25 protein-coding genes and 1 riboswitch are annotated in these 22,109 nt (G+C 75.6%); of the genes, 15 read left to right on the top strand and 10 right to left on the bottom strand.

What is annotated here, in order from left to right; translation table 11 throughout:
- The first annotated feature begins 100 nt into the window (after window positions 1-100).
- On the top strand, window positions 101-1,276 hold the full coding sequence (locus HK417_RS05430; protein ID WP_222264175.1) for an acyl-CoA dehydrogenase family protein: 1,176 nt from the start codon (window positions 101-103) through the stop codon (window positions 1,274-1,276).
- A 7-nt stretch (window positions 1,277-1,283) separates the two neighbouring features.
- Window positions 1,284-2,417, top strand: a complete 1,134-nt coding sequence (locus tag HK417_RS26365) for an acyl-CoA dehydrogenase family protein (protein ID WP_222264173.1) — start codon at window positions 1,284-1,286, stop codon at window positions 2,415-2,417.
- A gap of 36 nt (window positions 2,418-2,453) precedes the next feature.
- Here HK417_RS26365 and HK417_RS05420 read toward each other — a convergent pair whose 3' ends face one another.
- Window positions 2,454-2,804 carry a hypothetical protein gene (locus HK417_RS05420; RefSeq protein ID WP_222264171.1) on the bottom strand — a complete coding sequence of 117 codons (351 nt, stop codon included), beginning with the start codon at window positions 2,802-2,804 and terminating at the stop codon, window positions 2,454-2,456.
- A 170-nt stretch (window positions 2,805-2,974) separates the two neighbouring features.
- Between HK417_RS05420 and HK417_RS05415 the strand changes: the two genes are divergently transcribed.
- The 6 genes from HK417_RS05415 to HK417_RS05390 all read left to right on the top strand — a co-directional run bounded on the left by HK417_RS05415 (window position 2,975) and on the right by HK417_RS05390 (window position 7,646).
- Window positions 2,975-4,120 (top strand): LLM class flavin-dependent oxidoreductase, encoded by a 1,146-nt coding sequence (locus tag HK417_RS05415; RefSeq protein WP_222264169.1) that lies wholly within the window; start codon window positions 2,975-2,977, stop codon window positions 4,118-4,120.
- Window positions 4,117-4,737, top strand: coding sequence for an FMN reductase (locus HK417_RS05410; RefSeq protein ID WP_222264167.1), 621 nt, complete (start codon window positions 4,117-4,119; stop codon window positions 4,735-4,737). The genes HK417_RS05415 and HK417_RS05410 overlap by 4 nt, the downstream gene beginning before the upstream one ends.
- A gap of 134 nt (window positions 4,738-4,871) precedes the next feature.
- Window positions 4,872-5,375, top strand: a complete 504-nt coding sequence (locus HK417_RS26360; protein WP_222264165.1) for a cupredoxin domain-containing protein — start codon at window positions 4,872-4,874, stop codon at window positions 5,373-5,375.
- 60 nt (window positions 5,376-5,435) lie between these two features.
- Complete coding sequence (locus HK417_RS05400) at window positions 5,436-5,945, top strand: sigma-70 family RNA polymerase sigma factor (RefSeq protein WP_222264163.1); 510 nt, start codon at window positions 5,436-5,438, stop codon at window positions 5,943-5,945.
- The gene (locus HK417_RS05395; protein ID WP_222264160.1) at window positions 5,942-6,700 is read left to right on the top strand and encodes an anti-sigma factor family protein; all 759 of its coding nucleotides are present in this window, start codon (window positions 5,942-5,944) and stop codon (window positions 6,698-6,700) included. Before HK417_RS05400 ends, HK417_RS05395 begins: the two co-directional genes overlap by 4 nt.
- 31 nt (window positions 6,701-6,731) lie before the next feature.
- Window positions 6,732-7,646 carry a maleylpyruvate isomerase N-terminal domain-containing protein gene (locus HK417_RS05390; protein ID WP_308123392.1) on the top strand — a complete coding sequence of 305 codons (915 nt, stop codon included), beginning with the start codon at window positions 6,732-6,734 and terminating at the stop codon, window positions 7,644-7,646.
- Window positions 7,647-7,649: 3 nt separating this feature from the next.
- Here the strand turns inward: HK417_RS05390 and HK417_RS05385 are convergent, their stop codons facing one another.
- The 5 genes from HK417_RS05385 to HK417_RS05365 form a co-directional block, all read right to left on the bottom strand.
- The gene (locus HK417_RS05385; protein WP_222264158.1) at window positions 7,650-8,786 is read right to left on the bottom strand and encodes a serine hydrolase domain-containing protein; all 1,137 of its coding nucleotides are present in this window, start codon (window positions 8,784-8,786) and stop codon (window positions 7,650-7,652) included.
- Window positions 8,787-8,871: 85 nt separating this feature from the next.
- Window positions 8,872-9,471: a YceI family protein gene (locus HK417_RS05380; RefSeq protein WP_222264156.1), complete on the bottom strand. Its 600-nt coding sequence runs from the start codon at window positions 9,469-9,471 to the stop codon at window positions 8,872-8,874.
- Window positions 9,472-9,681: 210 nt separating this feature from the next.
- The gene (locus HK417_RS05375; protein WP_261325946.1) at window positions 9,682-10,527 is read right to left on the bottom strand and encodes a transglycosylase SLT domain-containing protein; all 846 of its coding nucleotides are present in this window, start codon (window positions 10,525-10,527) and stop codon (window positions 9,682-9,684) included.
- Between the two features lie 14 nt (window positions 10,528-10,541).
- A riboswitch (cyclic di-AMP (ydaO/yuaA leader) is annotated at window positions 10,542-10,696 on the bottom strand.
- Window positions 10,697-10,861: 165 nt separating this feature from the next.
- Window positions 10,862-11,509 carry a class I SAM-dependent methyltransferase gene (locus tag HK417_RS05370; RefSeq protein WP_222264154.1) on the bottom strand — a complete coding sequence of 216 codons (648 nt, stop codon included), beginning with the start codon at window positions 11,507-11,509 and terminating at the stop codon, window positions 10,862-10,864.
- Window positions 11,510-11,560: 51 nt separating this feature from the next.
- The gene (locus HK417_RS05365; RefSeq protein WP_222264152.1) at window positions 11,561-12,100 is read right to left on the bottom strand and encodes a universal stress protein; all 540 of its coding nucleotides are present in this window, start codon (window positions 12,098-12,100) and stop codon (window positions 11,561-11,563) included.
- Window positions 12,101-12,329: 229 nt separating this feature from the next.
- On the opposite strand from HK417_RS05365, the gene HK417_RS05360 reads away from it, so the two are divergent.
- Complete coding sequence (locus HK417_RS05360; RefSeq protein WP_222264149.1) at window positions 12,330-12,722, top strand: cupin domain-containing protein; 393 nt, start codon at window positions 12,330-12,332, stop codon at window positions 12,720-12,722.
- Window positions 12,723-12,871: 149 nt separating this feature from the next.
- On the opposite strand, the gene HK417_RS05355 is transcribed toward HK417_RS05360, so the two are convergent.
- From HK417_RS05355 to HK417_RS05345, 3 genes are all read right to left on the bottom strand, one after another.
- Window positions 12,872-13,189 carry a hypothetical protein gene (locus HK417_RS05355; RefSeq protein WP_222264147.1) on the bottom strand — a complete coding sequence of 106 codons (318 nt, stop codon included), beginning with the start codon at window positions 13,187-13,189 and terminating at the stop codon, window positions 12,872-12,874.
- Window positions 13,190-13,331: 142 nt separating this feature from the next.
- Window positions 13,332-14,330: an HNH endonuclease signature motif containing protein gene (locus tag HK417_RS05350; RefSeq protein WP_222264145.1), complete on the bottom strand. Its 999-nt coding sequence runs from the start codon at window positions 14,328-14,330 to the stop codon at window positions 13,332-13,334.
- Window positions 14,297-14,908, bottom strand: coding sequence for a hypothetical protein (locus tag HK417_RS05345; RefSeq protein WP_222264143.1), 612 nt, complete (start codon window positions 14,906-14,908; stop codon window positions 14,297-14,299). Before HK417_RS05345 ends, HK417_RS05350 begins: the two co-directional genes overlap by 34 nt.
- Window positions 14,909-15,031: 123 nt before the next feature.
- Between HK417_RS05345 and HK417_RS05340 the strand changes: the two genes are divergently transcribed.
- A complete protein-coding gene (locus tag HK417_RS05340) occupies window positions 15,032-15,628 on the top strand; it encodes a hypothetical protein (protein WP_222264141.1) in 597 nt (198 codons plus the stop codon).
- 118 nt (window positions 15,629-15,746) lie between these two features.
- Window positions 15,747-16,583, top strand: a complete 837-nt coding sequence (locus HK417_RS05335; RefSeq protein ID WP_222264139.1) for an HpcH/HpaI aldolase/citrate lyase family protein — start codon at window positions 15,747-15,749, stop codon at window positions 16,581-16,583.
- A gap of 64 nt (window positions 16,584-16,647) precedes the next feature.
- Here the strand turns inward: HK417_RS05335 and HK417_RS05330 are convergent, their stop codons facing one another.
- On the bottom strand, window positions 16,648-17,433 hold the full coding sequence (locus tag HK417_RS05330) for a putative protein N(5)-glutamine methyltransferase (protein WP_308123391.1): 786 nt from the start codon (window positions 17,431-17,433) through the stop codon (window positions 16,648-16,650).
- Between the two features lie 91 nt (window positions 17,434-17,524).
- Between HK417_RS05330 and HK417_RS05325 the strand changes: the two genes are divergently transcribed.
- From HK417_RS05325 to HK417_RS26355, 4 genes are read left to right on the top strand one after another with little or no spacing between them, the layout of a single operon-like run.
- Window positions 17,525-18,277: a LamB/YcsF family protein gene (locus HK417_RS05325; protein ID WP_222264135.1), complete on the top strand. Its 753-nt coding sequence runs from the start codon at window positions 17,525-17,527 to the stop codon at window positions 18,275-18,277.
- Window positions 18,277-18,885, top strand: a complete 609-nt coding sequence (locus HK417_RS05320; protein WP_222264133.1) for a 5-oxoprolinase subunit B family protein — start codon at window positions 18,277-18,279, stop codon at window positions 18,883-18,885. The genes HK417_RS05325 and HK417_RS05320 overlap by 1 nt, the downstream gene beginning before the upstream one ends.
- A complete protein-coding gene (locus tag HK417_RS05315; protein ID WP_222264131.1) occupies window positions 18,882-19,757 on the top strand; it encodes a biotin-dependent carboxyltransferase family protein in 876 nt (291 codons plus the stop codon). Before HK417_RS05320 ends, HK417_RS05315 begins: the two co-directional genes overlap by 4 nt.
- A gap of 34 nt (window positions 19,758-19,791) precedes the next feature.
- On the top strand, window positions 19,792-22,032 hold the full coding sequence (locus tag HK417_RS26355) for a LuxR C-terminal-related transcriptional regulator (RefSeq protein ID WP_222264129.1): 2,241 nt from the start codon (window positions 19,792-19,794) through the stop codon (window positions 22,030-22,032).
- The last annotated feature ends 77 nt before the right edge of the window (window positions 22,033-22,109 follow it).

Below are 22,109 nucleotides of genomic sequence, written 5' to 3'. Positions count from 1 at the left end.
GCAGCGATCCGCCCCCTGGAGTTACCCGGCAGTAGCTCGTGTGGGATGTTCGACACCACCACGTCGGAGACGGCGGAGCTGCCGTCGGGAATGAGGTCCCATGCGCTTGCACCTGTCGCCGGAGGACCACGCCTTCCGGGACGAGATGCGCACCTTCTTCACCACTGCGGTGCCGCAGTCGATCCGGGACGCGGTCGCGGCCCGCCGCGAGCTGACCAAGGAGCAGTTCGTCGAGACCCAGCGGATCCTGAACGCCGCGGGGCTCGCCGTGCCGCACTGGCCGGTCGAGTGGGGTGGCCGGGGATGGACGCCGCTGCAGCGCCACATCTGGCACGAGGAGATGATGGCCGCCTGCGTGCCGCCGCCGCTGGCGTTCAACGCCACGATGGTGGGCCCGGTGATCGCCACCTTCGGGTCGCAGGAGCAGAAGGAGCGCTTCCTCCCGCCCACGGCGAACCTGGACATCTGGTGGTGCCAGGGCTTCTCCGAGCCCGACGCGGGCTCGGACCTGGCGTCGCTGCGCACCACCGCCGTCCGGGACGGCGACGACTGGGTGGTCAACGGCCAGAAGACGTGGACGACGCTGGGCCAGCACGCCGACTGGATCTTCTGCCTCGTGCGCACCGACCCCGCCGCGCCCAAGCGGCAGCGCGGCATCTCCTTCCTGCTGTTCCCGATGGACTCCCCCGGCGTCACGCTGCGCCCGATCGAGCTGATCGACGGCGGGCACGAGGTCAACGAGGTGTTCTTCGAGGACGTCCGGGTCCCGGCGGAGAACCTGGTCGGCGAGGAGAACCGCGGCTGGGACTACGCGAAGTTCCTGCTCGGCAACGAGCGGGTCGGCGTCGCACCGGTCGCCTCGACCAAGCGGCTGCTCGCCCAGGCCAAGGAGCACGCCCGCGAGCTCCAGGTCGGCGGCCGTCCGCTGGCCCAGGACCCGCTGATGGCCGCGCGCATCGCGGAGCTGGAGAACGAGGTGCTGGCGCTGGAGCTGACGGCGATCCGGGTGGTCGCCAACTCCGCCGACGGCCGACCGCACCCCGCGTCGTCGGTGCTCAAGCTGCGCGGCACCGAGCTGCAGCAGGCGGTCACCGAGCTGGTCGTGGACATCGCCGGGCCGGCCGCGGTCGCCTCGTTCGCCGACGGCGACTCGACCGTTCCCGAGTGGGCGCGGCTCGCCACACCGGCCTACCTGAACTTCCGCAAGGCCTCCATCTACGGCGGCTCGAACGAGGTGCAGCGGCAGATCATCGCCGGCTCGATCCTGGGGTTGTGAGGTAACCGTGGAGTTCAGCTACGACAGCGAGCAGGTCGCCCTCCGGGAGGCCGTGCACGGTCTGCTCACCCGGGCCTACGGCGGCGACCAGCGTCGCGCGGTCACCGCCAAGGACCCCGGCTTCGACGAGGGCACCTGGGGCCGGCTGGCCGAGATGGGCGTCCTGGGACTGCCCTTCGCCGAGGCCGACGGGGGCATGGGCGCGGGGCCGGTCGAGGTGTCGATCGTCGCCGAGGAGGTCGGGCGGGTGCTGGCGCCCGAGCCGTTCGTGGCGGCCGTCGTCCTGGCCGGCGGGCTGGTGTCCGACGTCGGCACCGCCGCCCAGCGCAGCGAGGTGCTCAGCGCCCTCGCCGAGGGCACCCTCGTCCCGGCCTTCGCGCATCCCGAGCCGGGGTCGCGCTGGGAGCCGACGGCCCGGTCGGTCACCGCGACGGCGGACGGCGGCGGGTGGACGCTGACCGGGGTCAAGGAGCCGGTGCCGCACGGTGCGCGTGCCGACCTGCTCGTGGTCAGCGCCGCCGTCGAGGGGGCCACCCGGCTCTTCCTGGTGCAGGGGGACGCCGCCGGGCTGACCCGCACCGGCTACCGCACGCACGACGGCACCCGCGCGGCGAAGGTCGAGTTCGACGGCACGCCGGCGGAGCTCCTGGGCGAGGGGGACGCGGACCGGGCGGCGGCGATCGAGAAGGCGCAGGCCCGCGCCCGGGTGGCCTACGCCCACGAGGCGCTGGGCGCGATGGAGACGGCGCTGACCACGACGGCGGAGTACCTCAGGACCCGCAAGCAGTTCGGGGTGACGCTCAACAAGTTCCAGGCCCTGACCTTCCGGGCCGCGGACATGTACGTGTCGCTCGAGCTGGCGCGCAGCACGGTGCTGTGGGCGACGCTCGCGGTCGACGCCGACGGCGACGTGGTCACCGCCGCGGACCGCGCCCGGCTGCAGGTCAGCCGCGCGAGCCGGCACCTGGGCAAGGAGGCGATCCAGCTGCACGGCGGGATCGGCATGACCGCCGAGTACAAGATCGGCCACTACACCAGCCGGCTCACCGCGATCGACCACCTGCTCGGTGACGGCGACTGGGCGCTGGCCCGACTGGCCGCCACGGTCGGCGACCACGAGACGGTCGACCCGCTCAGCTAGCGGGGTGGCCCCCCGGCGAGGGGGGCCACCCGTCGCTCAGGCCTCGTGCCTGCCGCGCCGCTCGGCCGGCTCGTCGCGCCGCGTCGTCGACGGGGTGACGATCCAGGCCAGCAGGTCGGAGACGTGCGGGCGGGGGTCCGGCGGCGCGGGACGGCGCGGCTGCCGGTGTGGAACGTGCTCGGCGTCCTTGTGCTTACGGGCGTCCTCGCACCGGGTGTGCATGAGGTACTCCCCCACAGTCACCGCACTGGGCCGGCGGCCGCGGGCGGCGACGTCGTGCCGCGCCTCCCACTCGGCCATGAGCTTCTCTGCTTCGGAGAACGACGCCGGCCCGGCGTTCCCCTCGGTCGTCGGACGGGCTGGTCCTCCAGGGCCAGGAGCGGTCATTGCTCCTCCTTTGAACGGCAGTGCCTCCTCCCATGGTGGTCCGACCCGGCGCGTGGGGGCAAGGCTGCTGGTACGCGACTCGGATGAGTCCCCTGTTCGGCGGGAATGCCCTGGGCCGGGCAGCGGTTCCATGAGACAGTAGTTGCACTCTCAACCAACTGGAGGACGAGATGCAGTTCGGGGTCTTCACGGTCAGTGACATCACGACCGACCCGACGACCGGCCGCACGCCCAGCGAGGGCGAGCGGATCAAGGCGGTCCTCACCATCGCGAAGAAGGCCGAGGAGGTCGGTCTGGACGTCTTCGCCCTCGGCGAGCACCACAACCCGCCGTTCTTCTCCTCCTCCCCCACCACCACGCTCGCCTACGTCGCCGCGCAGACCAGCACGCTGCAGCTGTCGACGGCCACGACGCTGATCACCACCAACGACCCGGTGAAGATCGCCGAGGACTACGCGATGCTGCAGCACCTGGCTGGCGGCCGGGTGGACCTGATGATGGGACGGGGCAACACCGGTCCGGTCTACCCGTGGTTCGGCAAGGACATCCGGGACGGCATCCCGCTGGCGGTGGAGAACTACCAGCTGCTGCGCCGGCTGTGGCGCGAGGACGTCGTCAACTGGGAGGGCCAGTTCCGCACGCCGCTGCAGGGCTTCACCTCCACGCCGCGGCCGCTGGACGGCGTCCCGCCGTTCGTCTGGCACGGCTCGATCCGGTCCCCGCAGATCGCCGAGCAGGCCGCCTACTACGGCGACGGCTTCTTCCACAACCACATCTTCTGGCCCAAGGAGCACACCCAGCGGATGGTCGAGTTCTACCGCCGCCGGTTCGAGCACTACGGCCACGGCGCCGCCGACCAGGCGATCGTCGGTCTGGGCGGGCAGGTGTTCATGCGCAAAAACTCGCAGGACGCGGTGCGGGAGTTCCGGCCCTACTTCGACAACGCCCCCGTCTACGGGCACGGCCCGTCGCTGGAGGACTTCAGCCGGGAGACCCCGCTGACCGTCGGGTCCCCGCAGCAGGTGATCGAGCGGACGCTCGGCTTCCGCGACTACGTCGGGGACTACCAGCGGCAGCTGTTCCTCATCGACCACGCCGGCCTGCCGCTGAAGACGGTGCTGGAGCAGCTGGACGTCCTCGGCGAGGAGGTCGTGCCGGTGCTGCGGCGGGAATTCGCCGCGCGCAAGCCCGCGCACGTGCCCGACGCGCCCACCCACGCGTCGCTCGTCGCAGCGGCCGGCGGCACGACGGACAGCACCGTCCACGCCGCGGCCGACGACGTCACCGGGCGCACCGTCGAGGAGGTCCAGGCATGACCACCCGCACCCTTGCCGTCGTCAGCGCCGGGCTGAGCACCCCCAGCTCCACCCGGTTGCTGGCCGACCGGCTCGCCGAGGCCACGGTCGCGGCGCTGCGCGCCCGCGGCGAGGACGCCACCGTGGAGGTCGTCGAGCTGCGCGGGCACGCCCGCGACCTGGCCGACCACCTGACCACCGGCTTCGCCAACGAGTCGCTGCGGGCTTCCATCGACACCGTGACCGGCGCGGACGCGGTGATCGCGGTCACCCCGGTGTTCTCGGCGTCCTACAGCGGGCTGTTCAAGACGTTCTTCGACGTCCTGGACAAGGACGCGCTGGTCGGCAGGCCGGTCCTGCTCGGCGCCACCGCCGGGACGGCGCGGCACTCGCTGGCCGTGGAGTACGCGATGCGGCCGCTGTTCGCCTACCTGCGGGCGGTGCCGACGCCGACCGGCGTCTTCGCCGCCAGCGAGGACTGGGCCGGCGGCGGCACCGACGCGGCGCTGGCCGGCCGGATCGAGCGTGCCGCCGGCGAGCTCGCCGACCTCGTCGCCGCCCGGCCGGTGGCCACCGGGCCGGTCGACCCGTTCGCCGACCCGACGACCTCCTTCGAGGAGCTGCTCCGCGGCAGCTGAGCCGCCCCGCCGATGGCCTCCTCCCCGCCCGGAGGGGGCCATCGGCGTGTCCGGGCGAAACGCGCCGACGAGGTGAACCCGGCGGGCCTGCGCTCCGTACGGCCAGGTACGCACCCTTTCCCCCTGGAGGCACCGTGGTCGCAACCCTGAGACGATCCCGCCTGCTCGCCGCCGCACTGGCCCTCGGCCTGGCCCTCTCCGGCTGCGGCGGCGAGGACGTCCCCGACGCGGCGTCCGACGCCGCCTCCTCGCTCGCCGAGGCCGCGTCCTCGGCCGCCGAGCACGCGACCGGGTCGCACTCCGCACCGTCCAGCCCGGCGGCGGACGCCGTACCGGGTCCGTTGCCCGGCGACACCGCTGGGACCCCGGTCACCGCGACCGAGTCCGACTTCGCGATCAGCCTGTCCAGCAGCACGCTCACGCCCGGCACCTACACCTTCACCGTGGAGAACACCGGCAACGCCCCGCACTCGCTGGCGATCGCCGGGCCCGGCCTCGCGGCGACCGAGTCCGAGACCGTCCAGGGCGGCGAGACCACCACGTTGACGGTGACCCTGCAGAGCGGTGAGTACGAGGTCTGGTGCCCGATCGGCAACCACCGGGCCATGGGGATGGAGACCACGATCTCGGTGAGCTGAGCATGGCGGCGGCACCCCGGCAGGCACCAGACTCCTCGTGCACGGGGGCGAGGAGGGGGCGTGACGAGCCGGGACGAACACCTGGTGCGGGCGCTGTACGCCGAGCACGCGGCCGCGCTGTGGTCCTTCGTCGTCCCGCTGGTGGACGGTGACCGGGCCCGGGCACAGGACGTCGTGCAGGAGACGATGCTGCGCGCCTGGCGCCGGCCGGAGGTGCTCGGCCAGCCGCACGGCTCGGTCCGGCCCTGGCTGTTCACCGTCGCCCGCCACCTGGTGATAGACGAGTGGCGGCGGCACCGGACCGACCGCGACGTCCCCCTGGAGGCCGGGATCGAGGCCAGTGCGGACGACGGCACCGACGCCGTGCTGGACAGCTGGATCGTCGGGGACGCGCTGGCCCGGCTCAGCCCGCAGCACCGGGCGGTGATCGAGCAGTGCTACTTCCAGGGCAGGACGACGGCCGACGCCGCCGCGGTCCTCGGGATCCCGGAGGGCACCGTGAAGTCCCGGGCCCACTACGCCCTGCGCGCGCTGCGTGTGGCGCTGCACGAGATGGGGGTGACCGCGTGACCGGCGGACCGGATCCGTTCGAGCGCGAGGACGCCGCCTACGTGCTGGGCGCGCTCGGCGACGAGGACCGGATCGAGTTCGAGGACCACCTGCGCACCTGCATCCGCTGTGCCGCGGCGGTCGCCGAGCTCGCGCCGCTCGCCGGGCTGCTGGCCCGGCTGCCCGGTCCGCCGGGGCCGGCGACCGCGCCGGAGCCCCCGCCGGACACCCTGCTCGCCGGGCTGCTCAGGGCCGTGCGCCGGGACCGTGTCCGCCGCCGTGCCTGGGTCGCGGCGGCCGGGGTGGCCGCCGCGGCGGCGCTCGTCGCGGGCACCGTGGTGGTGACCGAGCAGCTGCGGCCGCCGAGCGCTGCGGCGCCGACCGGGCCGGCACCGACCGAGGCAGCACCGACCGAGGCGGCACCGACCGCTCCCGCGCCGTCGACGGAGCCGGCCGGGGTGCCGGTCGCCCTCGTGGGCGCTCCCGACGTGCCGGTGGACGGCGACCTGCGGTTGGAGGACGTCGCCTGGGGCACCCGGATCACCATCGTCTGCCGGTACGACGGCCCGGCCGCCGCGCCCGAGGAGCCGGGCGGCGTCCTCCAACTGGTCGTCTACCCGGCGGGGAACGGCAACCCGCAGAGCGTCGCGCGGTGGCTGACGCTGCCCGGCCGCGACGCCCGGGTCACCGGCGCGACGGACCTCGATCCGAACCAGATCGCCGAGGTCCGGCTGCTCGACGGCGCCGGCACGGTGCTGCTGCAGGGCCAGCCGTGACCGGGTCGCGGATCGCGGGTAGGGGCGGCCGGTGACGACGTCCTCCCAGGGCATGGCCGACGCCGGGCGCGACGAGGTGGGCCGGCTGGTCCTCGGCGCTTGGGACGCGTTCCTCGAGCAGGCGGCCGCGGTCGACCTGGCCCGCGCCACCCGGCTGCCCGGGTGGCGCGCGCACGAGGTGTGCGTCCACCTCGGCGCTTGGCCCGACCACGCGGCGCTGGCCGACCTGACCGCCGTGGCCCGGGCCGGCGGCACCGGCACGCCGGCGGATCCCGACCCGGTGAACGCCCGGGTCACCGCGGCCCACCGGAACGCCTCGCGGGACGAGGTCCTCGCCGCGCTGCGCCGGGCCCGGGCTGCCACCGAGCGGTACCTGGCCGACGAGCCGGCCTGGGTCGACACCGCACCGACGGTCTCCACCGTCGGCCGGCTGCCGATGCTCAGCGTTGTGCTCGGCCAGGCCTACGAGCTGGCCGTGCACGGCCTGGACCTGGTCTCCGTGGGAGCCGCTCCCCCACCGCCGGACGTCCTCCGCGCGGGGCTGGCCGCACTCGCCGACGTGACCGGCGCGCTGGCCGCGGCGAGCGGGATCGCCGGCGGCGCCACGCTGGCCACCCCGGACGGCGGCTGGCGCTTCGCCGCGGCGGACGGCGGGTGGACCGTCGACGCCGTCCCACCCGGCGCCGCCGTCGGCCCGGCGGTGGAGGCCCCGGCCGTCCTGCTGCTCGACGCGGCGTCCGGCCGGGCCAACCCGGTGGTCGCGCTCGCCCGGCGCCAGCTGCGGATCCACGACCTGCCCGGCCTGATGACCCTGACGCCGATCGTCCAGGCCGCCCCGGGCATCCCGGGCGGACCGATCCTGCAGCTCGCGGCCCGCACGCTCGGCGGCGCCGGCGGCCTGCTCAGCACCGCCGGTGGCCTGCTCGGCCGGCTGCGCCGGGGCTGAGCCTCACAGGCAGCGGTGGACCGCCTGCCAGAACCAGTCGGTCCCGTCGCCGGGACCGCCGTAGCCGCGGGTGGTCAGCAGCACCGCCACCAGGTCGCGGTGCGGGTCGACCCAGCCGGTGGTGCCGGTGCCGCCGTCCCAGCCCCACCGGCCGGCCGCCTGCCAGGGCTCTCCGCCGCCGGTGTCCACCCCGACCTGCAGACCCCACGACGTCCCGGGGGGCAGGAGGTCGCCGGCGCTGCGGCGCTGCGCGGGCGTGAGGGACTCCCTGGTCATCGCCGCGACCGAGGCGGGTCGCAGCACCGGCGCGCCGCCGTCGGCCAGCGCGCCGAGGAAGGTCAGCACGTCCTCCGCCGTGGACACCAGCCCGGCGGCCAGCCCCTCGAACCGCGGGGGCCGGGCCGCGCGGCCGTCGGCCGCGTCCAGCAGCTGCAGGCGACCGTCCTCGGGCAGGTAGGCCGCGGTGAGCCGGGCCGGGTCGACGGCGGAGAAGCCGGTGGACCGCAGCCCGAGCGGACCGGTGACCCGCTCGGCGAGCAGCTGCCGCAGCGGTCGCCCGGTGGCGCGCGCCAGCAGCACCGACAGGACGTCGGCGCTGCAGTGGGGGAGCCAGCGCTCACCCGGTTGCGCGGCCAGCGGCAGCGCGGCCCACCGGGCCAGGTACTCGTCCGGGCCCAGGTCCGGGGACTCCGGCCCGGGACCGATGCCGGCCGCGGTGACGGCGCGGTCCAGCGGCGAGCCGTCCCAGAGGCCGCCGAACCCGGCGGTGCCGGTGAGCAGGTGCCGGACGGTGATCGGCTCACGGGCCGGCAGGGTGTCGTCCAGCGGGCCGCCGGGGGTGCGCAGCACGCGGGGCGCGGCGAGCTCGGGCAGCCAGCGAGCCACCGGGTCGTCCGGGTGGAGCACGCCGTCCTCGACCAGGGCGAGGGTGAGGGCCCCGGCGAACGGCTTGGACAGCGACGCGAGCCGGAACAGGGCATCCGGGCCGGCCGGGGCCCCGCCGGGGGTCAGGCAGCCGCCGGCCCGGACCTCGGTCTCCCCGCGGTACCGGACGGCGGCGGCCCAGCCGGGCACGCGGCCGTCCTGCACCCGGGCCTGCAGGGCGGACCAGACGGTGACGAACCGGGACAGGTGCGACATGCCGGGCCTCCTCGGGACGACGCGCTCGTCGTCAGAGACCACCCCGGCGCCCGCAACTCATCGGCGGGTCAGGCGCGCCCTCGGCTCAGGAGACCTTGATGGCCGAGACGTCGAACTCCACCTGGACCCGGTCGCTGACCAGCACGCCGCCGGTGTCCAGCACCGTGTTCCAGGTCAGGTCCCACTCGCTGCGCTTGATCGCCAGCGCGCCCTCGAACCCGACCCGCAGGTTGCCGAAGGGGTCCAGCGCGGAACCGGTCAGGGTGAAGTCGATCGACACCGGTCGGGTCACGCCCTTGATCGTCAGGTCCCCGGTGACCTGGTAGACCTCGACGTCGACCTGCTCGACGTCGGTCGACCGGAAGGTGATCTCCGGGAACCGCTCCACGTCCAGGAAGTCCGCGGACCGCAGGTGCGCATCGCGGTCCGGGACACCGGTGTCGACGCTGGCGGTCGCGATGCGCAGCTCGACGCTGCTGGCCGCGGGGTCCGCTGCGTTGAGGTAGGCGGTCCCGGCGAACTCGGTGAAGGACCCACGGACGGTGGTCACCATGGCGTGCCGGGCGCGGACGCCGATGCGGGTGTGCGCGACGTCGACGGAGTACTTCCCGGTCACGTCGGCGAGCGCACTGGTGGCTGCATCGAAGTCCGTCGCGGCACCTTCGGGTGCGCGGTGCTTGGCCACGGGTCGGTGCTCCTCGCTCGGGTGGGTGGACAGGTGGAGTGTCCCCGATCGTCCTCCGACGCGCGGCACGTGGTGCCGCGGGGGGCGGGATGTCGTCGTCGTTCCTCCGACCACCGGCGCGACTCCGGCGACCCCGCCGTCCCGAGTCGTGGACGAGGCCCCACCCCCGTCAGGGGTGGGGCCTCGTCCACGCGTCGGCTGGCTACTGGATCAGTACCAGCCCTTGGCCTTGGAGTGCGACCACGCGCCGCAGGGCGAGCCGTAGCGCGAGTCGATGTAGATCAGCCCGGCGTCGATCTGACGGTACGGGTCGGAGGTCTTGGCGATCCCGGTGCTGGCCCAGGTCGAGTTGAGGAACTGCGGGATGCCGTAGGCGGTGCTGGAGGGGTTCTGCGCATTGGGGTTCCAGCCGCTCTCCTTGCCCCACAGGCTCTCGAGGCAGGAGAACTGCGACGGGTCACCGCCGACCTTGGAGAGCGCGTAGTCCTGGTAGGAGCCGGACGCGGCGACGCTGCCGGACCGCGGCGCCGGGGAGTCCTGCTTGGCGGCCCGGGCGGCGGCAGCCTCCTCGGCGGCCTTGGCCTCGGCGGCGAGCCGGGCCTCCTCGGCGGCCTTCGCCTCGGCGGCGAGCCGGGCCTCCTCGGCGGCCTTCGCCTCGGCGGCGGCCTGGTCGGCGGCAGCCTGGGCAGCGGCGGCCGCGGCCTGCTCGCCCTCCCGCTGGCTGCGCTGCGCGGCGAGCTCACCGAGTCGCTCGCCGACGACGCCGTCGGCGACGACGGTCTGCTGCGAGCTCAGCCCGAGGGTGGCGGCGACGCTGACCGGCTCGGCCGTGGCCAGAGCCGCGGGCTCGCTCGTGGCGAGCACGTTGACCATGATCGCGCCGGCCGCGGCGGCGGCGAGGTAGATGGCGGGGCGACGGAAGCCGGCCGGGGTGCGGTGCCGGCTACGGCGCGAGGAGTCGGTCCCGACCGTGGTGCCCTCCGCCTCATCCAGCGCGTGGACGTCGGTCGTAGGGGTCTGCTCGATCGAGGTGTGCGCATTGTTGCGGTGGGACATGAAGAGAGGGGCTCCGGATCTTCCGTGGCCGCCTACCGAGTTAGCTGACGGGTTCGGGTTGGAAGTCGCCCTACCCGTCCCAGGCACACGTGTGCCCGAGGCGGGATTCACCCCAGTGCTGCGGTGGGTCCCCGGCTCGCTGCGCGCAGCGACTCGGCGGCATCCGGTACGGGCTCCCCCGGGTGGGGACCTGACGTCCGACCGAATGACCTCAACGTACGGGCCGTTACCTGGCCGTGACAATCGTCCGTGCCCGATTTGGGCGTGATGTGCCACTCGTTGCGCAGGACGCCGAGGTGTGGCAGAACCCCTGGGGCAGGTGTGACGGGTGGGCTCAGGGTAGTCGCCAGACCGTCGTCCGGCGCACCTGCTCCCCGTCGGCGTCCGGGACGTCGTACTCCGCCGCCGCGATGAGCCCCTCGCGCGGCACGTATGCCCGCCCCGGGTCACCGAGCAGCACGGTCGCGCCACCGAGCCAGGCCTGCCCGAGGAAGGGCAGCACCCGGGCGGTCATCTCCCGGTCGTAGCAGACGTCGCCGGCCAGCACGACGTCGACGGCGGGAGGCTCGCCGTCCAGCACGTCACCTACCACCTCGATCCCGGACACCCCGTTGACCTGCTCGTTGAGGGCGACGGCGGTGTGCGAGTAGGGGTCGATGTCGCTGGCGACGACCGCGGCCGCGCCGGCCCGCAGGGCGGCGACGGCGACCAGGCCACTGCCGGCACCGAGGTCGAGGACCCGCCGCCCGGCGACGACCTCCGGGTGGTCCAGCACGTAGCGCGCGAGCGCCTGGCCGCCCGGCCAGGCGGCGGCCCAGAACGGCGGGTCCTGCCCGGCTCCGCCGCCCTCGGTCGCCATCGCCTCCCAGAGCGCCACGACGTCGTCGGCGACGTGCAGCTGCACCTCGGGGACCAGGGACGGGCGGGCGAGCCGGGTGTGGCCCTGCAGGAAGGACGGCGGGACGGCGCGCGGAGCGGACACCCCGTCAGTGGACACCGCAACCGACCGCCGGCTCCCGGCCGGGTCCCTCCTTCAGTTGCGGCGCCGGCTGCGCACCACTGTCACCGGGCACGGCGCGTGGTGCGTGATCTGGTCGCTGGTCGACCCGAGCATCAGGCCGGCGAAGCCACCCCGGCCGCGGGCGCCCACCACCAGCAGGTCCGCGTGTTCCGCCGCCTGGATCAGCGCCTTCACCGGCGAGACGTGCACGACGTGGAAGGTGGCCTGGCGGGCCCGCTCGGCACCGAGCGCCGCCACCACGTCGGCCTCGAGGTCGCTCAGGACGGCCTTCTCGTAGTCGGTCATCGGTGGGACGTAGCCCACCTCCCAGGTGGGCGGCTGGGGCGCGGTGGAGATCCGCCAGCTGCGCACCACGTGCAGGGGCCAGGAGGCCCGCTCGGCCAACCGGGCCGCCCACTGCAGGGCCTCCTGCGCACAGCCTGACCCGTCGTGGCCCACGACCACGCCGCCGTTGATCACCGCCCGGATCGAGACCTCGTGCTCGCCGCCCGGCTCACGGATCGCGTCGCTCCGCTCCGCCGTCCGTGCCGCGTCCGCTGACTGGTCGGTCACCGTCGTCCTCCCCTGGCCGCACCCGGCACCTCGCCGGGACCTGTCCCACCCTGGCGCACGACCGGCCGGTGGGGCCAGGGACAACCGCGCGCCGTCGGCGGTTCCGCCGCCTGCGGCTCGGATCGCGCGGGCCGCCGACCTGCACTTGACTGATCACGAGCCGGCGTCCGTGCCGGCCGGCCGGCGTCGCGCCGGCCGCGGAGCGAGGAGATCGGGAGAGAGAGCGTCCATGGAGCACTTCACGATCGCCACCGTCGCCGAGCAGAGCGCCGACTTCCGTCGAGTGCTGTGGACCGGTGAGCACACCCAGCTGGTGATCATGACCATCCCGCCGGGCGGGGAGATCGGCGAGGAGGTGCACGACGTCGACCAGATCCTGACCTTCGTCAGCGGCACCGCCCAGGCGCAGGTCGGGGGCCAGAAGAAGAACGTCGCGCAGGGCGATCTGGTGGTCGTCCCGGCGGGCAAGAAGCACAACTTCGTGAACAACGGGGTCAACCCCCTGGTGCTCTACACCGTGTACGGCCCGCCGGAGCACGCCGACAAGGCGGTGCACCACACCAAGGAGGAGGCCGACGAGCTGGAGGAGCAGGGCAAGGACGAGCCGCCGACGTCCGACTGAGGACTCCCCTCGGGCGGGGTGGCACTGCCCCCTGCCCGAGGGGTCTGCTCGCGGCGGACGGCGCGACGGCAACCGTGTGCGGCGTGCCGAGCCGACCTCTGGTACGTGCCCCGCCCGTAGCCGTCGGGCGGGACGGCCCGCCCGACGGCTCAGGCGGCGTTCGCGCCGGTGGTGCGGCTGCCGTACCAGCTGATGAGCAGGTGACTGCGGACGGCGGCGGGCAGCGCACCCCAGCGCAGCAGTGCTGCGCGGGCGGGCAGTGCACTCGCCGCGGCCAGCTGCCCGAGCTCCCGAACGCGCTCGGGGCGGGGACTGAGCGGACTACGGTCGTGCAGGCCGGTGGCCAGATGGCTGTCGAAGGCCATGAGGATGTCGGCCTGGTGCGCGGGATCGAACCACTGGGGGCTCCGCAGCGAGCCCCGCTCGACGTCCTGACGGATCACACCGCCCTTATCGGCAGATCGCACCCGTCCCGCTACTCGATCGGGACGGCCGCGAGCGCGACGCCCCAGTCGTCACAGCCGTCACTCGAAGTGAGGCGTCCGGAGGGGGCTGCGTCCAGCGCCGAGCAGCCCACCGCTTTCCCGGACCATCGGGCGTCCGCGCCGCTCAGTAGGGCGGCGGCTGAAGGACCCCCGTGCCCCCCACCGCTCGCAAGCTCGCGTCAGGACCCTGCACGGAGGCCGAACCCGGTGGTCGGGTGGTGCGGGTGACGCCCGACGAGGTCGTCCCGGTGAGCACCCCGTCGCAGCGCACGGCGAACCGCCAGCCGGGGGCGTGGGTCTTGAGCCGGTGGTGCCGGCGGCACAGGCAGCACAGGTTCGCGCAGTCGGTCCGCCCGGCCGGCCGCCGGCAGCCCGGATGCCGGCACCAGCGGTCCCGGGCGCGGAGGAACCGCCGCTGGGCGGGTGTCGGGGTGTACCGGTCCACCGGCGGGGGCCGGTCCAGCACCGCGCAGCCGCACGCCCCTCCCGGATGCGCCGGGCAGCCCCGGCGCCCCAGCCGCTGCAGCTCCGCCCGGGTGACGGTCGCCCGCAGCGCCCCGCTGCCCGGATTGGTGAGCGCGAACTCCCGGGTGCCGCCGGGCGGGGCCCGCAGCCCGCCCGGGCACAGTGCGTCCAGCCGCTCCAGCAGCTCCCGCAGCTGCCCGGCGGTGATCGGCGCCCCGTCCACCGACGCCGGGTCGGCATCGGTGGGCACCGAGAGCCCCGCACCACCCTCTCCGCCGCCAGCACCCGCACCCCGGCCGGGGCCGGCTGGCCGCCGCGCGTCGAGCGCGGGTAGCGGCGCGAGCACGGTCAGGTGCGCGGTCACCGGCTCCCGCGAGGTGTCCCAGGGGCGCAGCACCAGCTCGGCCAACACCAGCGACCGCAGCTGACCGATCGGCCGCTCGTCCCCGGTCTTCCTGGCCAGCCGGGCGTAGCCGTCCACCGCCTTCCGGCAGGCCGCGGCCACCGGCCCGGGCAGGTCCGCGACCAGCTGCGCCATCCCCTCCGCGGCCGGGCGCACGGTCACGTCGGCGTGCCGCTCGGCCCGCTTCCGCCGCCGGTCGGCCGCCGCGTCATCGACCGCGATTAGCGCCGCCGCCGTCCGCTCCCGCCACCGCACCGGGGTCTCCCCCGCGATCGCCCAACCCAGCGCCCGAGCTGGACCTCGGCGACCACCGCCGGATCCACGACACCGCCGGCGTCGGTGGACTGCCCGCCCAGCGCGGCGGCGATCGCCCGCGCCCGCGGCTCGTCGATCAGCCCGTCGGCCAGCGCATGCCACGTGGCCGGCAGCTCGCGCACCCAGACCAGCGCCCGCTCGGCCAGCCCCACCGCCGCCGCGCGGGATGACCGGGTGATCGCCGCCAGCTCGTCGGCGAAGAACTCACTCACCCCCACCGGTGGCGGATCCGGCAGCCACCCTCGACCGCGTGCCCGGGCCGGTCGGCATCCCGGTCGGACTCGGCGGGCGGCGAACGCCACCACCACCCCGGCCTCGTAGGCGGCCAGCTGCGCCCGCACATCGGCGATCGCGGCCAGCTCACCGACCAGCCCGGCATCGACGACCCCGGCCGGGTGCAGCACCTCGGTCAACCGCGGCCGCCGCCGCACCACCGGCACCGGCGGCTCGTCCCCAGCCGGCAGCACGGAGACCGGCACGACCGTCACCGCGACCCCGAACCCACCGCCTCCGAACACACCCCCAAACCTGGAGCGGGGTACGACAGTTCCCGCTGGTCGACGGGCTGACCAGAGCACCGATGCGGCGCCGGGCGCCGCGCCTGCGCGGAGCTGTCCGACCTGCCCGGCAGACTGCCGACCGTGGAGAACTCCCCCGACGCCGTCGTCGCCCGGCTGCGGCCGCTGCTCGCCGCCGTCCGCGACGCGCTGGCCGCCGGGGTCGCCGTGAGCCGCCGGATCCACGCCGACCACGGCTGGCAGCCCTCGGCCGACCGGCACCTCGACCACCAGCTGGTCCGGCGCGAGGCCATGGAACGGCTGCGGCCGTTCGGCGCGCACCTGGACGACGGCCCGCTCAGCGGCCAGCTCGACCTGCTCGACCTCGGCACCGACAACCTCGGCCTGCCGATGAGCGGGCTGATCCTGCACACCGCGACCGACGTGCTCCGGGTGTGGCACTCCGACGACGGCGAGCTGCCCGCGGCCGACACCCAGGGGCTGCGCGAGTTCTACCGGCAGGCCCCGGTCCAGCAGACCCAGCTGGCCCTAGGCGCCTCTGACGAGCGGCAACCGGGCCGCGCGCACCTGGCCCTGCTCTGGGCCGACGGGCTGTTGCCCGGTGGGCGCACCGGCCTGGTCCGCTTCGACCTGGTGCGTCCGCGGGGCTCGGCCGGCCGGCGGGTCGACGTGGACTGGCACGTCGGCCTGCTGGACCGGCTGGGCGACCGGGCCGCCTGAGCTCGGGAGGCGGTCAGGCGGTGGCCGGGAAGAGTCAGCAGGCAGCAGACAGTCACTGAGACGCACTGCACGGCACCCCCGCGGGTGCGATCGGCGCCACACCACGCACAATGTCGGGGTGCACAGAGGCAGGAACGTAGACCCCGGAATCGCCCGCTCGTGGCTGTTGGTGAACGGCGCCCGCAAGGAGCTGTTCGACGAGGCCCACGGCTCGCGCGCCGACCAGGTCATCCTCGACATCGAGGACGCGGTCGACCCGGCACGCAAGCCCGACGCCCGGGCCGACGTCGTGGACTATCTGAGCAGCGGCAACAAGAAGGCGTGGGTGCGGATCAACGACCACTCGACCCCCTTCTGGGCCGACGACGTCGCCGCGCTGGCCGGGCTGCCCGGCCTCAACGGCGTGATGCTGGCGAAGACCGAGGTCGGCGAGCACGTCACCGAGACCTTCGACCGGCTCGGCGGCGGCACCCCGGTGCTCGCGCTGGTCGAGTCGGCGCTGGGCATCGAGGAGGCGGTGACCATCGCCCGCGCCCGCGGCGTGTTCCGGCTCGCCTTCGGCAGCGGTGACTACCGCCGCGACACCGGCACCAGCGCCGATGACCTGGCGATGGCCTACCCGCGCTCCCGCCTGGTCATCGCCAGCCGGGTCGGTGGCCTGCCCGGCCCGATCGACGGCCCGACCGTGAGCACCAGCCACCCGATCTTGCGCGAGCAGTCGGCGCTCACCGTCTCCCTCGGCCTGACCGGCAAGCTGTGCCTGCAGATGGACCAGCTCCCGGTGATCAACGAGGTGATCAGCCCGACGCCGTCGGACGTCGCCTGGGCCCGCGACTTCCTCGCCGACTTCGAGGCCCGTGGCCGCGTGATCCGCGACGGCAGCGACCTGCCCCGGCTCGGCCGGGCGCGGAAGATCGAGAACCTCGCCAGCGCCTTCGGCGTCGAGCCCAACTGACGAAAGGCCCTCCTGCAGGGCCGACGGCCACGGCCCCCTCCGCATGCTGCGGAGGGGGCCGTCCTCATGGGGGTGGGAGGCCGGCGGGCGGCCGGGTGCCGACGGCGACCGTGGCGTCGAGTTCGTCGTCGCGGACCACCTCCGCCCGCAGTCCGGTCGCGGTCATCGCCGCGGCCGTCGCCGGCGCCTGCCGCTCGCTGGTCTCGACCAGCAGCACGCCGCCCGGCGCGAGCCACGCCGGGGCACCCGCCGCGATCCGTCGGTGCAGGTCGACGCCGTCCACCCCGCCGTCGAGCGCGGTGCGCGGCTCGTGGTCCCGCGCCTCCGGCGGCATCAGCCCGATCGCCGCGGTGGGCACGTACGGCGCGTTCGCGGTCAGCACGGCCACACGCCCCCGCAACTCCGCCGGCAGTGCGTCGAACAGGTCACCCTGGTGGACGGCGCCGGACGCCAGGTTGCGCCGGGCGACAGCGACAGCCACCGGGTCGAGGTCGGCGGCGTGCACTGCCACCCCCGGGACGGCGGCGGCCACCGCCGCGGCCACCGCCCCGGACCCGCAGCACAGGTCGACCACGACGTCCCCCCGCCCGGCACGGGCAACGGCGAGCCGGACGACCAGCTCGGTGCGGCGGCGCGGCACGAAGACCCCTGGTCCGACGGCGATCCGCAGCCCGCAGAACTCCGCCCAGCCCAGCAGGTGCTCCAGCGGCTCCCCCGCGGCCCGCCGTCCGACCAGCTCCTCCAGCTCGGCCGGCGTGCCGGCGGTGTCCAGGAGCAGCCGCGCCTCGTCCTCGGCGAACACGCAGCCGGCCGCCCGCAGCCGGCGGACCACCGGCTCGGCAGGAGTCACGGCGCCCATCCTCCCCCGCGTCGCGGCCGCGGTGCCGGGCCTCCGGGAGGAGGACGAGCGACCGGGTGCTCTCGTGCGGCAGGCTGTCCGGATGGACCTCAACTCCGACCTCGGCGAGGGCTTCGGGCAGTGGACGCTCGGCGACGACGACGCGCTGCTGGAGATCGTGACCAGCGCCAACGTCGCCTGCGGCTTCCACGCGAGCGACCCGTCGATCATGCGGCGGGTGTGCGCCCGCGCGGTGGAGACCGGCGTCGCGATCGGCGCCCAGGTCGGGTACCGCGACCTGGCCGGCTTCGGCCGCCGTTTCATCGACGTCGAGCCCCCGGCGCTCACCGCCGACGTGCTCTACCAGCTCGGCGCCCTCGAGGCCTTCGCGAAGGTGGCCGGGGCGCGGGTGCGGTACGTCAAGCCGCACGGCGCGCTGTACAACACGATCGTCCACCACGAGGAGCAGGCCGCCGCGGTGGTCGAGGCGGTGGTCGCCTACGACCGCAGCCTGCCGGTGCTCGGGCTGCCCGGCTCGGTCTGGCTCCGACAGGCGGAGGAGGCCGGGCTGACCACCGTGCACGAGGCCTTCGCCGACCGGGCCTACACCCCCGAGGGCACACTGGTCTCCCGGCGGCTGCCCGGCGCGGTGCTGCACGACCCGGCAGAGATCGCCCGCCGGTGCGTCGCGATGGCCGCGGGGGAACCGATCCGGGACGTGGACGGCGGGGAGCTCACACTCCGCCCGGACTCCATCTGCGTGCACGGCGACACCCGCGGCGCGGTGGAGATCGCCCGGCAGGTCCGCGAGGCGCTCACCTCCGCGGGGGCCGAGCTGGCCCCCTTCGCCCCCTGATGCGCCTGCTGCCCAGCGGCAGCAGCGCGCTGCTGGTCGAGCTCGACGGCCTGGACGACGTGCTCGCCCTGTACGCCGCGCTCTCCGCGCAGCCGCCGGAGGGCGTCCTCGACGTCGTCCCCGCGGCGCGCACCGTGCTGCTGGTGCTCGACCCCGGGCGCACCACACTGGCCGCGGTCGCCGACGCGGTCCGGCGCACTCCCCCGCGGGCCGATGCGCGCCGCACCGGTGAGGTCGTCGAGCTGCCCGTGCACTACGACGGAGCGGACCTCGCCGAGTGCGCCGAGCTGCTGGGCACCGACCCCGACGGCCTGGTCCGGCGGCACACCGGCGCCGAGTGGACCGTGGCCTTCTGCGGCTTCGCACCCGGCTTCGGCTACCTCACCCAGGTCGACGGCTCGTGGGACGTGCCGCGCCGGCCCACTCCCCGCACCAAGGTGCCGCCGGGCTCGGTCGCGCTGGCCGGCGAGTTCAGCGGCGTCTACCCGCGGGAGTCCCCCGGCGGCTGGCAGCTGATCGGCCACACCGACGTTGCCGTCTTCGCCCTCGACCGGGAGCCCGCCGCCCTGCTGCGGCCGGGCGTCCGGGTGCGGTTCGTGCCCGCATGACCCGCCGGCTCACGGTCCTCGCCCCGGGCCCGCTGACCACCGTCCAGGACCTCGGCCGGCCGGGCCAGGCCGCGCTGGGCATCGGCCGCTCGGGTGCCTGCGACCGGTCCTCCGCCGCGCTGGCCAACCGGCTGGTCGGCAACCCGCCCGACGCCGCGCTGCTCGAGGTGACCTTCGGCGGGCTGGTGCTGCGCGCCGAGGACGACGTGCTGCTGGCCACCGCGGGCGCCCGCTGTGCGGGGCCGTTCCCGCACGCGGCGCCCACCCCGCTGCGCCGCGGCCAGGAGCTGCGGCTTGGCGTCCCGGTGACCGGGCTCCGCACCTACGTGGCGGTCCGCGGGGGCGTTGCCGTCCCGCCGGTGCTCGGGTCGCGGTCCACCGACGTCCTCGCCGGGCTCGGTCCCGACGTGGTCGCCGCCGGGCACGAGCTACCCGTCGGGGAGCCCACCGCTCCCCCGCCGACGCTCGACGTCGCGCCGGTCGCGGACCCGGCGGGGGACGACGTCACCGTCCCGGTGCTGCCCGGCCCGCGCGCCGACTGGTTCGGCGAGGCGGGCTGGGTCGCGCTCGCCACCCGGCCGTGGACGGTCACCAGCGAGAGCAACCGGGTGGGGCTCCGGCTGGACGGCGAGCCCCTGCAGCGGGTGCGCGAGGGCGAGCTGCCCAGCGAGGGCATGGTGCGCGGCGCGCTGCAGGTGCCGCCGTCCGGGCTGCCGGTGCTGTTCCTCGCCGACCACCCGGTCACCGGCGGCTATCCGGTGATCGGCTACGTGGTGGACGCCGAGGTGGACCGCTGCGCCCAGCTGCGCCCGGGCCAGACGCTCCGGTTCCGCGCGAGCGGCCGTCTGGACGCAGGTGCTCCCAGCCGGTAGACCCGGGGACGGCCCGAGCCGGGAGGTGGACGCCGTGGCCGCGACCGGCCCCCTGCTCACCGCCAAGTCCCGGGTGCCGCCGGTGCCCGCGTCCCTGGTACCGCGGTCCCGGCTGGCCCGGCTGCTCGACGGCGGCCGCACCCCGGTCACCGTGGTCACCGCGGGCGCGGGCTGGGGCAAGACCACGCTGCTGGCCGCCTGGGTGCGCACCGCCCGCAGCCCGGTCGCCTGGCTGACCCTGGACGCAGGTGACGACGACCCGGCCCGGTTCTGGACCTACCTGGCGACGGCGCTGTCCGGGCCCGCCCCGGAGGCGACCGGGCGCGCGCTGGCGGCCCTCGCCGTCCCGTCGGTCGATCCGCTGGACGTCGCCGTCCCCGAGCTGCTCAACGGGCTGGCCGATCTCCCGCGACCGCTGCTGCTGGTCCTGGACGACCTGCACGAGGTGACCGACCGCCGGGTGACCGAGGGCCTGGAGTTCCTGCTGGACCACCAGCCGGCGGCGCTGCGGGTTGTGCTCGCCGGCCGCGCCGAGCCGCCGGTCGGGCTGCCCCGGCTGCGGGCCCGCGGCCGGCTGACCGAGATCGGCCAGGCCGACCTGCGGTTCACCGACGAGGAGGCCCGGCAGCTGCTCTCCGCCGTGGCCGGCCCGGCGCCGCCGGACGGCGCCGTCCCTGGCGTGCTCCACCGGTCCGCGGGCTGGGCGGCCGGCCTGGTGCTCGGCGGCCTCGCGCTCCGGGACCGCCGGCAGGGCCGCCCGCTGCCCGCCGGACCACCCGGGCAGGAACACGCGCTGGCCTACCTGGTCACCGAGGTGCTGCGCGGGCAGCCGGCGGAGCGGCGGGAGCTGCTGCTGCGCACCGCACCCCTGGACCGCTTCTCCGGCGCGCTGGTCGACGCGGTCCTCGGCCGGACGCACTCCGCCGCCGCCCTCGCCGGCCTGCAGCGGGACGGGCTGTTCGTCACCACGGTGGACGGCGAGTGGTTCCGCATGCACCCGCTCTTCCGGGCCGCACTGCTGCAGGAGCTGACCGACCCGGAGCTGGTGGCCGGCCTGCGGCGGCGGGCGGCCGCGTGGTTCCTGGACGCCGGCCTGCCCGAGGACGCGGTGCGCGCCCTGCTCGCCGCCGGGGACCACCCGGCCGCCGCCGCGGCGCTCGTCGCGCACACCGCCACGTTCATCGAGTCGGGTCGGGTCGGGGTCTTCGCCCAGCTCGGCGGCCTGCTCGACCCGGCGGCCACCGGCTCGGTGCCGCTGCTTGCGTCGCTGGCCTGGGCGGCCGGGGTGACCGGCCGCCTGGACCGGGTGCCCGGCCTGCTGGACCGCGCCGAGGCCCGGCTGCGCGCGGGCGCCGCCGACCCCGGCTACCCCGGCTTCGCCACCACCGCCGGGCTGCTCGCGTCGCTGCGCTCGGTCTACGGCACGCCCCCGGACGCGCCGCCGGGGACGGCGCTGGCCCTGGCCCGCCGCGCGGTGGACGAGGAGAGCGACCCGCTGCTGCCGGGCTGGGTGGTGGCGCGGGTCGCGCTGGGCGGCGCGCTGCTCGGCACCGGGGACGACGCCGCCGCCCTCGCCGTCCTGGAGACCGCGTGGCGGGCGCCGGCGATCGAGGTGCTGCCCGCGTTCTCCCGGCTCGAGGTCGCCAGCCTGCTCGGTTGGTGCCTGGTCCGGGTCGGTGCCGACCAGCGCGCCCGGCTGCTGCTGGGGGCCACCGCCGAGGAGGCGACCGCCGTGGAGTCCGCGCTGGGCGACGCCGCGGCCTCGGCGGTCGCGCTGCTGCACGCGGTCGCGGCCGAGCTCGACCAGCGGGACGGCGACCTCCGCGCCGCCCGCCGCCGGTCTGCCCGCGCCGCCGAGCTGGTCGCGGTCCAGGCCCATCCGGCGATGGCCGCGCTCGTGCTGGTCTCCGCCGCCGCGATCGCGCTGCGCTGCGGCGAGGGCCGCGCCGCCCTCACGCTGCTGGACCGGGCCGCGGAGGCCCGGGCCGAGGCGCCGCCGGACCCGGGAACCGATGCGCGCATCGCGGAGCTCGCCGGGCAGGCCGGCGCGCAGGCAGCGGCGCAGACCCGCGCCGCACTGTCCGAGCCGCTGACCGAGCGGGAGCTCGCCGTCCTGCGAGCGCTGCGGGGCGACCTCAGCCTGCGCGGCATCGGCGGCTCCCTGCACCTGTCGGTCAACACGGTGAAGGGCTACGCCAAGAGCCTCTACCGCAAGCTCGGCGTCGCCTCCCGCGCCGAGGCCGTCTCCCGGGGTCGGGAGCTCGGCCTCTGCTGACCACCCCGGGTGGTCCGGGCCGGCGGGTGGTGCGGCACCACCCCGCCGGGCCCGACGGTGGGGCTCCACCCGATCCG

Origin of the sequence: Modestobacter marinus (genome assembly GCF_019799945.1) — a bacterium.
Taxonomy (GTDB): domain Bacteria; phylum Actinomycetota; class Actinomycetes; order Mycobacteriales; family Geodermatophilaceae; genus Modestobacter; species Modestobacter marinus_B.
Note: the sequence above shows the minus strand (reverse complement) of the source record. Positions and strands in the feature narration are given on the sequence as shown.